This is a genomic window from Shewanella frigidimarina (assembly GCF_003797125.1).
Taxonomy (GTDB): domain Bacteria; phylum Pseudomonadota; class Gammaproteobacteria; order Enterobacterales; family Shewanellaceae; genus Shewanella; species Shewanella frigidimarina.
The window spans coordinates 90,316-107,976 of the sequence record NZ_RKKE01000004.1 but is presented as its reverse complement, the minus strand read 5'-3'; the positions used below and the strand labels follow the sequence as shown (position 1 = coordinate 107,976).

Annotated in this window: 13 protein-coding genes and 1 pseudogene; 7 read left to right on the top strand and 7 right to left on the bottom strand. The window is 39.6% G+C overall.

What is annotated here, in order from left to right; all coding sequences use genetic code 11:
- Window positions 1–61 precede the first annotated feature (61 nt).
- The 4 genes from EGC86_RS14155 to EGC86_RS14140 form a co-directional block, all read right to left on the bottom strand.
- Window positions 62–1,771 (bottom strand): FAD-dependent oxidoreductase, encoded by a 1,710-nt coding sequence (locus tag EGC86_RS14155; protein WP_123777984.1) that lies wholly within the window; start codon window positions 1,769–1,771, stop codon window positions 62–64.
- A gap of 43 nt (window positions 1,772–1,814) precedes the next feature.
- A complete protein-coding gene (locus EGC86_RS14150) occupies window positions 1,815–2,255 on the bottom strand; it encodes a transcriptional repressor (protein ID WP_123777983.1) in 441 nt (146 codons plus the stop codon).
- Between the two features lie 45 nt (window positions 2,256–2,300).
- Window positions 2,301–2,582 carry a DUF134 domain-containing protein gene (locus EGC86_RS14145; protein WP_011636075.1) on the bottom strand — a complete coding sequence of 94 codons (282 nt, stop codon included), beginning with the start codon at window positions 2,580–2,582 and terminating at the stop codon, window positions 2,301–2,303.
- Between the two features lie 350 nt (window positions 2,583–2,932).
- Window positions 2,933–3,838 (bottom strand): WD40 repeat domain-containing protein, encoded by a 906-nt coding sequence (locus EGC86_RS14140; protein WP_244262854.1) that lies wholly within the window; start codon window positions 3,836–3,838, stop codon window positions 2,933–2,935.
- 318 nt (window positions 3,839–4,156) lie between these two features.
- On the opposite strand from EGC86_RS14140, the gene pyrC reads away from it, so the two are divergent.
- Entirely contained in the window at window positions 4,157–5,194 is a 1,038-nt protein-coding gene (gene pyrC, locus EGC86_RS14135) for a dihydroorotase (RefSeq protein ID WP_011636077.1), read from the top strand.
- Between the two features lie 187 nt (window positions 5,195–5,381).
- Here pyrC and EGC86_RS14130 read toward each other — a convergent pair whose 3' ends face one another.
- Complete coding sequence (locus EGC86_RS14130; protein ID WP_123777982.1) at window positions 5,382–8,816, bottom strand: EAL domain-containing protein; 3,435 nt, start codon at window positions 8,814–8,816, stop codon at window positions 5,382–5,384.
- Window positions 8,817–9,430: 614 nt separating this feature from the next.
- Between EGC86_RS14130 and EGC86_RS14125 the strand changes: the two genes are divergently transcribed.
- The 3 genes from EGC86_RS14125 (at window position 9,431) to EGC86_RS14115 (ending at window position 12,679) form a co-directional block, all read left to right on the top strand.
- A complete protein-coding gene (locus tag EGC86_RS14125; RefSeq protein WP_165872424.1) occupies window positions 9,431–9,874 on the top strand; it encodes a DUF2057 family protein in 444 nt (147 codons plus the stop codon).
- Between the two features lie 823 nt (window positions 9,875–10,697).
- The gene (locus EGC86_RS14120; RefSeq protein ID WP_123777980.1) at window positions 10,698–12,287 is read left to right on the top strand and encodes a S41 family peptidase; all 1,590 of its coding nucleotides are present in this window, start codon (window positions 10,698–10,700) and stop codon (window positions 12,285–12,287) included.
- Window positions 12,287–12,679, top strand: coding sequence for a hypothetical protein (locus EGC86_RS14115; RefSeq protein ID WP_123777979.1), 393 nt, complete (start codon window positions 12,287–12,289; stop codon window positions 12,677–12,679). The genes EGC86_RS14120 and EGC86_RS14115 overlap by 1 nt, the downstream gene beginning before the upstream one ends.
- A gap of 364 nt (window positions 12,680–13,043) precedes the next feature.
- On the opposite strand, the gene EGC86_RS14110 is transcribed toward EGC86_RS14115, so the two are convergent.
- Together EGC86_RS14110 and EGC86_RS21085 are read right to left on the bottom strand one after the other, a co-directional pair.
- Window positions 13,044–14,492, bottom strand: a complete 1,449-nt coding sequence (locus EGC86_RS14110; RefSeq protein ID WP_123777978.1) for an OmpA family protein — start codon at window positions 14,490–14,492, stop codon at window positions 13,044–13,046.
- A gap of 460 nt (window positions 14,493–14,952) precedes the next feature.
- A pseudogene (locus EGC86_RS21085) lies at window positions 14,953–15,179 on the bottom strand (IS110 family transposase); the annotation flags it as partial.
- Between the two features lie 303 nt (window positions 15,180–15,482).
- Here EGC86_RS21085 and EGC86_RS14105 point away from each other — a divergent pair.
- From EGC86_RS14105 to EGC86_RS14095, 3 genes are all read left to right on the top strand, one after another.
- A complete protein-coding gene (locus EGC86_RS14105; RefSeq protein ID WP_123777977.1) occupies window positions 15,483–16,121 on the top strand; it encodes a trimeric intracellular cation channel family protein in 639 nt (212 codons plus the stop codon).
- Between the two features lie 187 nt (window positions 16,122–16,308).
- Window positions 16,309–16,989: a hypothetical protein gene (locus EGC86_RS14100; protein WP_123777976.1), complete on the top strand. Its 681-nt coding sequence runs from the start codon at window positions 16,309–16,311 to the stop codon at window positions 16,987–16,989.
- Between the two features lie 85 nt (window positions 16,990–17,074).
- Window positions 17,075–17,581, top strand: a complete 507-nt coding sequence (locus tag EGC86_RS14095) for a hypothetical protein (protein WP_123777975.1) — start codon at window positions 17,075–17,077, stop codon at window positions 17,579–17,581.
- Window positions 17,582–17,661: the final 80 nt, after the last annotated feature.

Sequence of the window (17,661 nt, the reverse complement as noted above, 5' to 3'; positions counted from 1 at the left end):
CAAGACCTTGTTTGTTCATTGTTATAGATGGCTTTAAGGTTCCCCTAAAGCCTGTTATAGACTAAAAGCGCGCATTAACCATTTGGTAGGTTTTATAACCACCAGTGAGATTACGCACTTTAAAACCATGCTGTATTAACATGCGATAAGCGACATGTCCGCGTAAACCCACCTGGCAAAATACCAGTAACTCTTTGTCTTTAGGGAGTTCGTTTAGCCGGTCTCTAAGCTCTGGCAATGGAATGTTCATTGCGCCTGCAATTGAACCCACGGCCGTGAGTTCCCCAGGGTTTCGAATATCGACAATGATTTGTTTTGCGGTCAAAGCGTGTAAATCTTGACTGTGACAAATGGCTTCATCACCTAATAATACATTGGCTGCGACCATACCTGCTTGATTGACTACATCGCGTGCAGAACCAAACGGAGGCGCGTATGTGAGTTCAAGATCGGCTAAGTCATGCACCGTCATACCAGCGCGTTGCGCCACGGCTAATACGTCCATACGCTTATCAACGCCGTCAATCCCTGCTGCCTGCGCGCCTAAAATACGGCCTGAATCAGGGCAGAACAACAGCTTTAAGCTAATAGGGTGAGCCCCAGGATAATAGCTGGCGTGGCTTGCTGTGTGGACATAGATTTTTTCAAATGGGATATTTTGCTTGAGTAAGCTTTTCTCATTTAATCCTGTTGAAGCAATAGCCATATCAAATAACTTACAAATAGCTGTGCCTTGAGTGGCACGATATTTTTTATCACCACCGAGCATGTTATCGGCGGCTAATCGACCTTGGCGGTTGGCAGGGCCAGCAAGGGGGATGAGTGTCGGATTACCGGTGACAAAATCTGCAGTTTCGATGGCATCGCCCACAGCATAAATATCTGCATCGGAGGTACGCATGCCTTCGTCAACCCGAATACCACCGAGTGGGCCTAATACTAAACCGCACTCAGACGCCAAGCTGGTCTCAGGTTTAACACCAATGGCGATGATGACTAAATCGGTTGCTAAGGTGTTGTTATCACTCAATGCTAGTTGCAGATGGTAGTGAGGTAATATTGGCTTATCATAATCACCGGTATTATCGGCTTCAGCCAGTTGTATCGGGTATTCATCAACAGCGGTTAAGCCGGTTTTTAAGCGTAAATCAACGCCATTATCGACGAGCTTTTGATGCAGCATGTTGGCCATTTCCAGATCAACAGGTCCCATCACTTGGTCTGCTAGTTCGAGTAAGGTGACGTCTAATCCAAGGTGGCGCAACGCTTCTACCATTTCTAAACCAATAAACCCACCGCCTACTACAGTGGCATGTTTAGGTTTATGCAGTAGAAGATTCGACAGGATTTTATCCATATCAGGAATATTACGTAGGCTATGGACGAAATGGTTATTGATGCCGCTAATGGGTGGTTTGATTGGTGATGCACCGGGGCTGAGTAATAGCTTTTCATATGACTCTTGATACATTTCATAGGTCATAAGGTTACGTACGGTTAATTGCTTGGCTTGCCTGTCAATCGAGACGACTTCATTATGTACCCGTACATCGACATTAAAACGTGACTTAAAGCTTTCGGGTGTTTGCAGTAATAGTGCGTCTCGGGATTCAATTTCACCACTAATATGGTAAGGCAAACCACAGTTGGCAAATGAAACAAATTCGCCCCTTTCAAGGATGATTATTTCAGCGGTTTCAGATACACGTCTTGCTCTTGCTGCTGCCGATGCACCGCCAGCAACACCACCAATAATGACTATTTTGGTCATGCTATTCTCCAATAAAATTAACGATTAACCTAGCGACTATCAATCAGACTTTTTGTTTGCCTGATTTGCTATTAAGTGCTTTTTGGCAAGCAAAGCAGTGACCGTACATATTGAGGCTGTGGTGGTGAATACTCATGCCGTGATGTTCTGCCGCTAATCCTAAGCGAAGCTCAATCAAGGGGTCGATAAAATCTATTAACTTGCCACAGGTTAAACAAATTAAATGATCATGCCGTGGTTTATTACTGAGCTCATAAACAGTATTTTTAGATTCAAATAATCGACCTACAACGAGGCCTGCTTGTTCAAAATTCGCCATAATTCGGTGTACAGTATGAAGACCAATGGTCTCTCCCTGAGCATTTAACCCCAGATAAATATTTTCTATTGTTAAATGCTGCTCATCAACTTGAGTTAAAAACTCAAGTAGCTTACAGCCTTGAGCTGTTATTTTGAGGCCAGAGTCTTTCAATACTGCTTGCATTAGATTGACCTAAACACGTCGACACGTGTTAACTGTGTTTAATCTTCAGCTGATATTATTTGTCATCAACGCTTTGCCATTAATAAGACTATCAACCACCTTATGCCTAGCTCCTTTAACCAAATTAGCCAACGTTTGACGAGAGATATTCATTGATTTAGCCGCTTCTTGTTGCTGCATACCCAGCAAATCAACTAAGCGTAAAGCCTCAATTTCATCCTCTGCAAGTGGTACCTGCTCTAACTGGGTTATTGGGATACCATTGGGCTTAAAACAGATGTTGGCAGCTTGGCCGCATATGGTTCGGGGGATTTTAGGTCTTGCCATGTAACACCTCATTTTTAGCATATGCCATATATACTGAATGTAGTTCGCACATGCAAGCTCTATTCTTTATTGAGTTTCAGATACAAACAGATCTTTGATCTAGCCCATAAAACTGACAACTCTACGATACTGATTTTATCACTGTGCTAAATCAAGCTGGCTTTGGGATTGTTAGTGACTGTTTAGTGATGCTATTGATTCATATGGATACTATCCGAGAGATTATTTTATAATCCGTGATACGCCAAACATTGCAAGCATCTATGAGGCGCCAATTACCAGTCAACCACATTAACAATACAAATCAAATAACGCGGTAATGATTTTTATTATATCTGGTGGAGATAAACTTATAAGCTCCACGTCTCAAGTGCGCCATCTGAGCTTAAGGTTAATAGCTTACCATTAGGTTTCATTATCATTGAAAATACCGTGGTGCCAGCGTTATAGGCGGTGATATCCCAATGAGAAAGCTCTTTTCCAGATGAGGCATCCCAATAGATAACACTTTGTTTTGATGTTGCGGTAATTAAGTTTTTGCCGTGATTGACGAATAACGCCTGCCGAAAATAGCGATAGCGTTCAAGGTAATCGAGATGACTTACTGGCTGCGTTGTTTGGGTATCGATAATGACATTGTTATCGAGTGCATCGGCAATAAATAAGCGCCGATTAGCGTCATCAAAACTCACGCTGGTGATTTGTTGAGGACGTGAGAAACTGCTGATCAACTCACCGCTATAAGCAGCCCAAATATGTACATCACCATCAAGTCCAGTCGATAATACCTGCTGCTCAAAGCCCGATAGCTCAACATGATTAACGGCGGCGCTGTGTTGTTTAAACAATGACATTGTCATGCTACTTCGTTGTATCACTGTAATTGAACCATCATTCATTCCCACCAAAATAGTGCTGCCTGTTTGGCTCAGAAAAAGGCTCGAAATACTGGCATCGGGATTAAATCCCTGGGCGGGCCAACGTATGTCTAATTTGCCTGTCTCAAGGTTAAAAACGGATATTTTTTGTTTGCCAGCAGTCGCAAGGAATTGTTTATTACCTGATAACGCCAGCAGATAATTGGTTTCATCAAAGTCATCGTCAGACCATTGATGTATTAGTTGGCTTGTTGCTACATCCCAAATTGATAATGTACGGCTTCTGCCTAATGTGACAGCCATACTGGCATCGTTAGACAGTACGCCATCAATTAGCGTTTCTTGAACAAGTGGTTGAATATTATCGGGGGTTTTCATCACCTCCGCTTGATTGCAGCCAGAGACAGCCATCATTATCGTGATTACGGTAATAAAGTGCACATTGATTAGTAATCTAGAACCGGCATTAGCTAACAATTTAATTCCCCTATAAAAAAGATGCTTTCAACATAATAACATAGAGCGTTACCGCTAGTTTTAATGGTTTATAGCTACATGAATAGCGCGATTTTTTATTAAAAACGGCATGATTTTTTGATATAGCAAAGTCTGCGTTCAAATTATGCATCTATTAAGAAAAAGCGAATTCAGGCACAATAACGGTTAACAATCTGTTATTTAAGCCAAGGAACCCACATGACGCAAATTACCTTAACCACTCCCGATGATTGGCATCTTCATTTTCGAGATGGGGATATGCTAGGTGAAACGGTTCCTGCAACGGCTCGATTGTTTCAACGCGCGATTGTCATGCCTAATTTAGTTCCACCAGTAACGACAGCGGCAATGGCTTTAGCTTATCGAGATCGTATTTTGGCTGCTCGCCCACAAGGTAGCAATTTTGAACCATTAATGACCTTGTTTTTAACAAACAACACCAGCGCCCAAGATATTATCGATGCTAAAGCGGCAGGGGTTGTGGCAGGAAAGTTATACCCAGCAGGTGCGACCACAAATTCAGATGCAGCAGTTAAAGCTTTGGATGAGTTGTTTCCTATATTTGAGGTTATGGCACAACAAGGCATGTTGCTATTAGTGCATGGCGAAGTGACAGAATCGCATATTGATATTTTTGATCGCGAAAAAATGTTTATCGATCGCTATTTATCGCGCATTGTCGAAGCCATTCCTAGCCTTAAAGTGGTGTTTGAACATATCACCACTAAAGAAGCGGCTGAGTTTGTGGCAGAGGCTTCAGCTAATGTTGCTGCAACTATTACCCCACAGCATTTATTGTTAAATCGTAATGATTTACTCGTCGGTGGTGTTCGTCCACATAACTTTTGCTTACCCGTATTAAAACGCAATATTCACCAGCATGCATTACAAGCTGCTGTGGCGACAGGCTCAAGTAAATTCTTTTTAGGTACTGATTCTGCCCCGCATGAAAAACACCGCAAAGAGTCAGCCTGTGGCTGCGCAGGTTGTTACAGTGCCTGGAGTGCATTAGAACTCTATGCGCAAGTTTTTGATAACTTAGGGGCATTAGATAAGTTAGAAGGCTTTGCCAGCTTACATGGCGCAGACTTTTATGGCTTACCACGCAACAGCGGCACTGTGACGCTAGTGAAACAAGAATGGACGGTACCAGAAGAGATTATTCTGCCAAACGGCAATCCTATCGTGCCATTTTTTGCAGGACAAAAAGTGAATTGGAAAGTGAAAACGGCTTAATTCAATCACTAAGCTAACTATATGTTTAACTATGTAATTAGCTATGTAATTAGCTATGTAATTAACTAAGTCATTAACTAAGTCATTAACTCAACAAGCTAATTTTTCTCGAGTGTTGTTAAGTTGAAATCGCTTAATGACTAATAGATTTATTAATGCCTGTCAGCTTGCTGATAGGCATTTTTTATCAGCGTCTTATTGAGGATCTCTTATTGGTTTTTTCATTTTTTGCTTGTTTCAGTAAAAGCGCTTCAAATGCCGCTTGGGGTAATGGTTTACTAAATAAGTAACCTTGGCCGTAATCACATTTCAATGCATTAAGCAGATGATACTGCTCCTCTGTTTCAACGCCTTCTGCCACGACCGTTAAATTAAGCCCATGCCCCATAGCGATCGCCGCACCAACAAGTTCTAGATCCCCAGGATCGACTGTTATATCGTTAATAAAACTTTTATCTACTTTTAGGGTATTGAATGGGTAACTGCGCAGATAACTGAGCGACGAATATCCGGTACCGAAATCGTCCATTGAAATACTGACACCAATATCGTTAATGGATATTAAGTTGCTGTCGATGACAGCATCGCTACTGAGTAATACCCCTTCGGTAATTTCAAGCTCTATAGTGCTGGCATGAATTTGGTGTTTATCTAGCTGAATGTTAAGCATATCAACAAAGGTATTTTCCCTGAATTGTTTCGGGGAAACATTAATGGCAATTTTAAAGTTAGGATTATAAGTTTGTTGCCACTTTTTGGCTGTAGCAAATGCAACCTCGATAACATATTGGCCAATTGAGACAATGAGTCCTGTTTGTTCTGCAATAGGGATAAACTCATCAGGAGTCACTTGACCGAGCAAAGCATTATTCCAACGTAAAAGAGCTTCCGCGCCGATGATTTTACGACTCTTGATGTCCACAAAGGGTTGAAAGTAAACCTCGAATTCTTTTTGCTTCAATGCACTGCGTAATTGCTCTTCAATTTTCAAGCGCCTATCCATATCGTGGTTCATTTGATGTGTATAGAAGTTATAGGTATTTCTGCCGCGATCTTTTGAATGGTACATGGCTGAATCTGCTTGTCTTAGCAATTCTTTGGGGTCTTCACTGTCAAGCGGGTAAAGGGCAATACCAATACTGATGGTTGACACTAACTCACGGTTTTCGAGCCTAAAAGGTTGGTAAAATTGCTCAAGTAGCTTACTGGCAATAATTTCAACTTCAATGGGTTCATTAATATTGCTCAGTATAATGATAAATTCATCACCTCCCAATCTCCCCACAACATCACTTTCTCTAATGGTATTCTTTAACCGAACCGCAGCTTGGATCAACAGTTCATCACCAACAGAGTGACCCATGGTGTCATTAACCTTTTTAAAATCGTCTAAATCTAAAAACAGTACCGCCACGTTATTTTTTGCTCGATGGGCGTCTTTGAGCATTTGCGATAATCTATCAAGTGACAGCAGTCTATTTGGCAAGCCTGTTAAGCTATCGTAATGTGCTTGGTGAAGTATTTTTTCTTCTTGTTGTTTGTATTGGGTGACATCTTGTTTCAATGCTAAATAGTGCTTAGTGACGCCTGCATTGTCAAAAATGGGTGCGATATGGGCATGTTCCCAAAAAATATCACCGTTTTTCTTTCTATTCTGCAACTCGCCCTGCCATGCATGCCCAGTAGAAATCGCATCCCATAATTGTTTATAAAGTGATTTTGGGGTTAAACCAGATTTAAGCATGCTGGCTGACTGGCCAATAACTTCACTTGCGGCGTAGCCAGAAATTTTTTCAAAGGCACTATTCACATATTCAATTTTGCTATCGATATTGGTTAATATCATTGATATAGGGCTTTGTTCTATTGCTTGCGACAGTGTAAGTGCTTGTTCTTCAGCCTTTTTCTGGGCGCTTAAATCGATATCAATGCAGTACATTTCTGCTTCATTATCGGTGTTGTTGATTAACGTATGAGACGAGTAAACCGCTACATTGCTACCATCTGCACGTTGCAGGAGTAATTCTTCAGCGAGAATAGGAATCCCTTCATTAATCCATGCATTGACGTTATTGATCACATGTTCTCTGTATGGAGGGGGAATAATGAGATCTTCTAATTTTTTCCCTAATGCTTGCTCTTTTGTATATCCATAAAGCTTTTCACTGGCCTGGTTCCAAAAAATAACCGAACGGTTTTTATCATAGCCTTGGACTGAAATTGAGGGTACTTTTTCGAAAATATGTCTGAATTTAGACTCACTCAGAAGCAGTTTTTGTTCGGCATTAATACGCTGCGAAATGTCTTTAATAAAGCAGAAGAACATTCCATCATCACCATCCCAAAAGCTGATGTTCACCTCAACATGAAATAAATGGCCCAATTTATGTTTGTGCTGAGAAGTATAATGAATCGCCTTTACTTGCTTGGCTGTAATGATATTTTGAGTTGAAAACTGGTGTTTTTTACTGGTTTCGATCTCTCCAATAGGTTTATTGAATAGCTCGTCGAGTGTATAACCGGTCATATTAGCGAAACTCTGATTCGACTCAATTATCTTGCCGTCTACCGATACAATAGCAAAGCCATCCTGCGCAGTACTGATAATATTCCGATAAGTACTTTCACTGCGGCGTAACTGTTCTTCAATGAGTTTTCTGTCGGCCATATCTCTACTTACGCCCACAATTCCCTTAATTTCCCCTGATGAATTAACAAAGGGCGTTTTATGGGTTTTAAAAATATGTGCGATACCATCGGGGGTCGTGACCCATTCTTCATTCATCCACGGCTGGTTTTGTTGTAATACAAAAAGATCGGCTTTGATAAAGCTGTCTGCCTGTTGACGGTCAAATAAGTCATAGTCTGTCTTATGCTTAATATCTTCGGGTTTGAGCTTTAAAGCTTCAGAGAATGCCTTGTTACAGCCTAAATAAACCCCATCGGCTGATTTGTAAAAAATGATATCGGGAATGCCATCAATAATGCTTTGTAACAGGTTTTTCTCGGTTTCGAGGAGGCTTTTGTGATTAAGTAACTCTTGAGATATTTGTTGTCTTTGTTGATGTTGTTTTAGCAATAGCCCTACTAACATGGTGCCACATGTATACACCGTTAATAATGTCGGACTAATGGTGATAATGATGTCGTATTTATCTGCCACTGGCATGAGTAATAAACAGAGTAAAACGCCAATTTCTACGACAAAGCCCATGGCCAGTAGGTTTTGCCAATTGGGCTGTTTGTTTGAAGACTTCATCCAGTATCGCCAGCCTAACCCAATGGCAGAGCTGATGAAAATAATTAAAGTACCAACGTATAAACCGGCGCCGCCTTGATAAATACGGAAACTAGCGGCGAGTATCGCAGCTATCAATGTTGGAATAAAACCAAAAAATAGCCCGCTTAAACTTAACAGTACCCAGCGAGTATCAAAAAAAATCCCCGGCCTTAGCTCCCAAGGATTGTTCATGACACAAATTGCGATCATTCCAATAAAAATACCACTCAAAATATTTCCATATTTCTTGTGAGCTATTTTTTGTAATTTTATGGCATCATAAATGACGACAAGAGCCAGTAACAATACGGTGTTGCTCATCAAACTGAAAAAACTATCCATTTCTTCCCCACATAAAAGGGCATTGCCTTCTTTTACTGTAGTTCAAATCTGATAATAATAAAAAATAAATCTATTTTTATCATTGTGTTAATAAGGTTTTTGCCATTGATGTCAAACTCCTGCAGTATTTGGAATCTGAGCAAACTGTTTTTATAAACGGCATGACAAAGTTTAGTCGTTAAACGGTGTTTCTGTGTGACTTAATCTTCATCAAGTGATGTGATGTGATGTGAAGTGCAATATATCAACTTCATTTTTATCCACTGTCACAGTGGCTCAAAGACACGACTTAGTTGTAACTGCGCATAGTTGTACTTACTGAGGATGAACTGGAGTATGTTGAATGACTCTTCAAATTTTTTTGTTGGTCAAGTGCGTTACTTACTCGGCATTAGTGAGTGCTGGTTGAAATTTGGTCTATGAGTTTTATAGCAGTTTACATATTTAAAATGTTAACCATCATTAATACAATAAGATAAAGAGAGATTAGTGATGTTAATGGGTGATAATTTTTTTAAATATAAAAAATTGAAATTTATTGTTATATGCAGAGGTCCTTTACATTAATACCAACATACTTAATCGTTAAGTATGAAATATGGATGGATATTATTATGACGACTTCATTTTCTGTAAAGATGTTACTCACCTCAACTACCGTAGGCTTAACGCTATTATTTTGCATGCCAGCTCAAGCATCGAGTATTACAGTACCAGACTCAATGATAGTTGAAACCGTTAATGGTCAGAACGTCAGTATAAAAAATACGATTGGACTTAGCCATGGGCAACAATTGGTTGAAATTAATTATCGTGATTTATTCCAAGATAATGCAGATGATTCAGGCCATTGGGTTCGTTCAGAATCCTTGTACCTCACATTAGACGTCGCTGAAAATCAACGTTATGAGCTTGCTACACCTGAAATTTATAGTGCAGAAGATGCCCGTGAATTTTTAGATAATCCACAAGTCACGTTGAGTGTTAATGGCCAGCAACAAAAAAATGTCGCATTATTGACTCAGTCGCAGTTATTAACTCACTTAGTGTTAAGGTAAGCTCATAGTATTTAGCAAGTCTAATAATACAAACGGCTTGCTAATGAATTTTTTTAAGAGAAACATTTATTTAATATGGATTCTATAATACGGCTTCTATAACGCCAGCTACATAATGATATATTGAGTAAATCTTAATTTAAGTAATATTTTTATTTGTTAAATTGTATTTTTGTTATAACTTCAGCTCAGTAATATTATTAAGTTGATATTGTTGGTTTAATATTGTCGATTAATGTTATTTTGATTATTTTGTTAATGATATCCATAAGTTGATTTATAGTTTGTGTAGTGTTTTTAAAGATTTTAAAAAATAGTAAATTTAGTTTAATTTTAAATGTGTATTTAGTTTCCTCCATCCCAATTTTTCAACACGTAAACAAGTTCTTATACTGTTTTATAGATCACTTGTCCCAATTTTGGGGGGGCTATCGAGGTGTAAGCTACCGCTGCCCAACGTTTATTGTTAAACAGTGTGTGATGTATGTAATCGCTACAGCCTGAACGATTTCTTATCAATGGGTATTGTCATAAGCAATTGATAAGTAATTGGTAAGTAATGTCTATTGATGATTTTGCGAAGGTGGAATTGATTTTTTGTGTTTATCCTAGGATGAACACTACTTACGGAAACAGTCCTTTAACAATATCGTGGGTAGACAAAGACATGGTTCTCGCAAGATGAACTCGCAGCGCGATAATCAATTCATTTATTGATCATTCTCTGTATTTTAGTAAATCATTTGCGTTAATATACTGTTGCATTCTAATGCAGTTATTTGTAATGAAAATGACTAACATAAAGTAAAATAAAGGAATATTAATGCAGTTACTTTTTAGGAAAGCTATCACTCCGTTATTGGTTGCCGCCAGTTTAACCGTTGCAGGTTGCAGTGGTGGGGGAAGCGAGTCAGCCAGTAATAATGTCACACCTCCGGTGACAGACACCAGTAGCATTACTTGGACCAAGGGCCAATTTACTCCATACGCTGAGATCGCATTACAGTGCAAGGCCGATCAAACTGGATCTGAACTCACCGAAAAGCTTTGGCTTCGCTCATGGAGTAACGACACTTACCTTTGGTACGATGAAATTTTCGATCGCGATCCAGCTCCTTATACCGTAGCGCAATACTTTGATTTATTAATCACAGATGAACTGTCTGAAACCGGTAATGTAAAAGATAAGTTTCATTTCTCAATGCCGACTGATGAATGGGAGCAATTAAATCAATCTGGCGCATCATTCGGTTACGGATTTAACCTGTCACTTCGCAATGCATCTGCAGGGGTAAAACGTCAGGTCACCATTACTTATAGCGAACCTAATTCACCAGCAGTGGCCGCGGGAATAAATCGCGGCGCTATTATTGTTGCTGTAGATGGCGTCAATGTGGCGAATGCTGACGATAGTGCAAGTATAGATACATTAAATGCAGGGTTGTTCCCAACTCAAAGTGGCAAACAAACGACATTTACCGTGCGAGATCTCAATGCCAGTGTCGATCGCAATGTCATATTGTCGGCCACCACCGTTATCTCTACCCCGGTGCAAAATACCCAAGTGATCCAAACCGCAAGCGGCAAGATTGGATACTTACAATTTAACTCTCATATAGCGACTGCTGAGCGAGGGTTGTTTGATGCTATCACCACGTTAAGCGAAGCGGATGTAGAAGATTTAGTCCTAGATTTACGCTACAACGGTGGCGGTTTACTCGCCTTAGCGAGTCAGCTGGGTTACATGATAGCAGGTGATACCGCGACCAATAATCGCATATTTGAACGCACCAGTTTTAATGATAAATATCGAACTATTGACCCAGTAACTAGAGCAATACTCGAGCCAACGCCGTTTATTCCGGAAACAATAGGCTTTAATACTGGGTTGCTGCGTGCAGGGATTACACTGCCTTCACTAAACCTTAAGCGGCTTTATGTATTAACAACAGCAGATACTTGCTCGGCCAGTGAAGCATTGATGAATAGCCTGCGTGGTATTGATATTGAAGTGATTCAAATTGGTGGCACAACGTGCGGAAAACCTTATGGGTTTTACCCAACACCAAACTGCGGCACCACTTACTTTAGCATTCAATTTAAAGGTGTGAACGATAAAGGTTTTGGTGATTATTCAGATGGTTTTGTGCCCACTACAAGTCCAACACTCGACAGTGAAATTAAAGGTTGTGCGCTAAGCGATGATTTAAACCATGCGCTTGGTGATACCAATGAGCGACTCTTAAGCGCCGCATTGTTTTACCGTGATAATAACCAGTGTCCAGCGCTGACTTCATCAGCGGCTAAAGTGTCAGCGGCCCCAACAATGATGGATAAAGGCTTTATGTTGAAAGATGACCGTAACTCAACATTGCTTAAAAATAATCGGATAATGTCGACAGGAGCCATGTAATGTCCCGTTTACCTTCTGGTTTACTTATCGCTGTAGTCATGTTTTCCACGGCTTTTATGGGGTGTGGCACTTCAACGGCCGTAAACGATAGAGCGGTTCCTGCGCTAATCACGTCCCCAAATAGTGCCAGTGTGGACGAACTACAAGCGGCTATTGCCAGTTTGTTGAATACAGACCATGTGATGATTGCTCAAAGCGCGTTTACAGACACCAGTGTCTTGTCTATTGAACCTGCAATGCACAAAGACACTAATGGTCGTTTATTAATGGGGCGCTCAATCGTGATGCCAGAGAGTGTACAGCTGCTTATTCATGGCGATACATGCTTGCTTGAGCACGCCAAAAGCGGCCAACGTAAAATATTGCAAATAACCACCTGCCGAGCCGAGTAACACTGGCTAACTTATGGCGTAGTTACCTGTTAATTCAGGCTTGGACTCAGTCGTACCAATGACGAAATATTGTCATTGGTACGACTGGGATATTGCTGGTTTATTACCGGAGTTTTATTGTCAATCTGATGGATATTATTGTGGTTATTTAACGCTTCAGCGTTAATCACAATAATAAGTTAAGGGCTGAGTTAAGAGTTGAGTTAAGGATTGAGTTAAGAACTAAATTCAGGACTAAATACAGACTACGTATTAACCTTGAGTCTGGTAAGTAAAATATTTTTAGTTAATAGAAAGGTAGCCTAGGCTACCTTTCTATTATTACTTCTCCAGTGAGATAATTATTTATTATCCGTAGCAGAGGTTATTTATTATCTGAACGTATCACTAACTCAACGCGGCGGTTTTGTTTCTGGCCCGCTTCATCAAGATTATTGGCAATAGGCGAGTACTCACCAACCCCTTTGGCTTCAACTTGTTGTGCAGCAATAGAGAACTGTTTGATCAAACGGGTTTTAATTGCAGTCGCGCGTTTTTCTGACAAGGTTTGGTTATAAGCTTGCGAGCCCTGGTCGTCTGAGTGTCCTACAACATAAAACAGCTGTTTAGGGTGTGTTTGTAGGTATTGAGCTACCACTTCAACAATCGGATAAGCTTCTGGCAGTAATTCATCGCTATCATATTTAAACAGCAAACCATCTAGCGCCACATGGCCGGTTTTGGCTATCTCGTCGGTTAAGCCCTGCAAATCAATTCCCACACGGTTATTGTTTAATGTGGTTTCTTCAATGATCCTGATTTCAGCGGATAATCGCCCTGAATAGCCAATAACATACACCATGACATATACATTTCCCTCGGGCCGATCTAACTTATACAGACGATAAAACTGGCTGTCGTCCATACCGTTGGACATGAGTAATTTTAAGGCATCATACATTTCTGTTTTTCGGCCACATAGCTCAGCGGTACAAGCATAAACTTCGTTAAAGCCAAGCTTAGTTAACGCGTTTTGATAATTTGCATTTATCTCGTATTCAGAATAAGTGCGAGGTAACACGTAGCCAATATCAGTTATTTTTCCGTCTAACATCTTAGTCTCAAATTTTTTGCCATTTTTGCCTATTAATACGGCGGTTTGTCCAAAACTATGGCTGGTATATTCATCAATATAAGCTCCAGGTATACGAGTCAACATTGGATGATCAGCAGAGTTTTTTTCATCTTTTTTACTATTGTCAGTTACTGCTATTTCACTCACTTCTTGTGATAAATAGCTCTGGTTAGTGGTCACCAAATCTAATGGTTCATCGAGGACTTCTATAATATCGATCTCTAAGTTGGTGTAACGAGCCCAACTAGCCGCATATATCGATACGTAAATTTGTTTTTTAGGAAGGGTGATATAGGCAGTTATTAACGCTGGCGACTTTTTTGAAGTCGTATTGAGCGGCTTCAAAAAGCGATGTAATCTATCCTCGTTACCACAACTTGTTTGCTCACATTCAAAGAGGATGCTGGCATTTAATGTCTTGAGCTGGTTTTTATAGTTATTAATTAAATGAGCCGGCGTATAAGACGGCGGTAGCTCATAGTTGGTTCTAGTCAGTTTACCTTTTATTTCTTTTGACTGAATATTTTTATCGTCAATTGAGGTGATCAATTGCACCGGCGTAAAGTGTCTAAGTTCATTTTTTGTTTCTTTTACCTCTTTAGGCTCAGAAAACAATTCTTGTGATGTTGCTGAATAAGCATTCATTGCTGGCATTGCCGCCATGATGACTGCCAATGACATAAGCGCGGGTTTTAACATATCAACTCCCTGTTGAAATAAAGTATCCAGTAATATTGAGAAAAAACATTAAGTCCCCATAAGATATTCAAACATCACTAAGGTGTAAATGTATTGCTATTAGAATTACAGAGTGATTATTGCTTTTGATGTTTTTTGTCCTCGCGATACACCTAAAGGTATGTGGTTGTTGGTAGGCAATAGATCTGTATGAATATTTGGGTGGCAGCGGGAAATACATTATGAATGATAACGACGTGATCAAATACTTGTTTAGGTAATAACAATCGTTAATTAGTGATGAATAGGGTTAAGAAAATTGAATTAGATAATAAATTTTGTTTTTTAATCAGTACATAAAAATAGTGCGTGATTTTAACGCACAAAATGACATGGGTTTATATGCCGCGAATTTAGGTCCTCCTATCTTTAAGTCTTTCACTGTTATTTTACTGCCTCGCACGAACAGATCGACATGCTAGGCAGGAATGGGCTTAACGTTGTATCTCATAGCGATAAACTTACATTCCCAGCAATAAGATGAATAACAGGCCTCTAAGATGACATCATAATGGGATTGTTACAGCATAAACTCGGTCTGTTGAGTGCGATTTCAACGCTTATTGAAGGCTAGCTTTACATGGCAATTCATTCCAAGGATTTGAAATACATTTTTATCAAATCAATCGCAATAGTGATAATTTTCATGGTGAACGCTCCTTAAGTAACGGTATGGTTCAACATCAGTTTGGTGCATTGACACCGTATTCGAGATTGTCCATCTCATCATTAGTTATTTTCTAGTCAAGCCGCTATAAAGATGTGTTATTGATTTTATAAATTATTAAAACTATTCATTAATTTTCAAAAGCTCCTAAATAAAATGAGTTACAGTCAAAAAATAATAATATATACATTAGATTAAGTAATGTGAAAAATAATATTTATCGCTGTATTTTATGTTGAGATACGGGCAGAATCAGCTTCCTTTTGGTTAGCTAGAATTATCTTATGTTAGAAGTAAAAGTAATCAGTATTTTGTGGTTCATCGGTGTATTAGCTGAAGCGATGACGGGCGCCCTGGCCGCTGGTAGAAAAAAGATGGACCTTTTTGGTGTGGTGATTATTGGTTGTGTGACCGCTATTGGTGGTGGCACTCTGCGTGACATGCTTCTGGGTAACTATCCCCTAATATGGGTTGAAAATGCACATTATTTGTTAGCTGTTGCGGCGGCCTCACTACTAACAGTGATGATTGCACCGTTAATGCGTTACTTATCACGATTATTTCTGGCTATTGACGCTCTTGGTCTGGCGGTATTTTCTATTGTTGGAGCACAGAAAACCTTAATGCTGGGTTACAGCATTGAGATAGCGATTGCCATGGGGGTCGTGACTGGTGTTTTTGGCGGCGTTATTCGTGATGTTTTATGCAATCAAGTGCCACTTATTTTTAAGAAAGAGCTATATGCGTTAGTTGCTTTGCTAACGTCAGCTTTATATGTGGTGATGAAGCTAAATGGTGTTGTTGAATGGATAAACCTTTCTGTTGCGCTGACCTTTGGTTTTAGCTTTAGAATGCTCGCAATTCGCTACCATTGGTCAATGCCCAAGTTTGACTACCAATGTCAGTCAGACAATATCCATTAGCAGCCACTAAATTTGCGCTTCATATAAAATTAACATCGCCACTCATCGCAGTTGGATATCAAACTTATAAAATAATTAATCGTTTAAAATAATGTGTTTTAGGTTTTTTATAGTCACAAAAGGCTATCGTAATTCAAGTGATAAGGCAGTAAGTTATTTCATTATTAAATTGGGTGGCATTATTGTTTTGGCTAAGAAAATTGAGTTAGATGATAAATCGTTATTTTTTAATCTGCATATTAAAGGGATGCGTAACTTTAACGCACAGAGTGACGTGGGTTTATATGTGGCTAATATAGGTTACCCTCTGTCTTTAGGTGTTTCGTTGTTACTGCTTATTTTGATGGTCGGTTTGGCTGTGCTACCTCTTAGTGTTCCTAATACTGAGCTTGCTCGTGCATTAGTATTAATCAACGTGGGATTATTACCTGTCTATTTAATAGGGCGGTATTGGCTGGTTAGGCGACGTTACGGTATTAGCGGGACATTACGTTGCTATGTGAGCCAGCAGCGTATTGCCATTCCTGCGAATGCAATAATTAATAAGCCTGTGGGGCAGTTGGAGTTACAACGTGATGACATTGAGCGCGTCACGGTAAAATATAAATCACAAATGCATCGTTTACATGTGCGCAATCATATTACCGCGTGTGATATTAAGCTAAAAAGCGGTGAAGTCATTATCCTTAATGCGATGTATTTCCCGCTTAAACACATTGTTTACATGCTGTGTTTTTTCGACTACCCATTAACAACGCTGCACGGCAATTGGTCATGGGCTTTTTTGCCTAATATTATAGCCGTAATATTCCCTGTTTTAGTCAATGTGGTTGTCACAGGCATGCTAGTGAAACACTATTTTTTGTAGTGTATATTCAATTGATTGCATACATGATTGATTGTGAGTTTTTAAGCGTTAGTAAAGCAAAAACGTAAATTAAAAGGATGTTTTTATGTACAAATTGATCGCTATTATTTTATTACTATTTATATCGACGCCTTCAATGGGGTCTTCTGATGAAGAAAATCTAACTCAGAGGTTGGCAGCTGCTAAAAAAATTGATCGATCAGAGCCGAATGCACTGTGTAAAGCGTCAGTCGATGTCGTTAGACATCAAGATGTGAACTTATTCAGAAAGGTGTTTGCTGCAATACCAGCAACGGATGAGCAAGTAAAAGTATATTTATCTGAGCTACATGATAAATATTTTAAAACATCATATTTAGGTATCGATAATTATCAAATAGATGAAAATGAGGCGTTAGCGTTTGAAGATGCTAAAAATTCTAGCAGCAGTTTAGTTAGTGACAACGCTAAGCAGCGTGGGCATGACTTAGAGTTGTGGGTTCCATACCGTTTCGACACGATATCACCAAAGACTAATGAAGCGATTCAAGGCTATGGGACTTGCAAGCTGGCCTATTTAGAAAACCAGTGGAAGGTTGTTACGTTATTGTAGGCCATTATATGGTACCTGCTTATCCTTTTTGTTCATTATCGGCATGTTAATGACGTAATAGAATTATATGGCTAAAAATA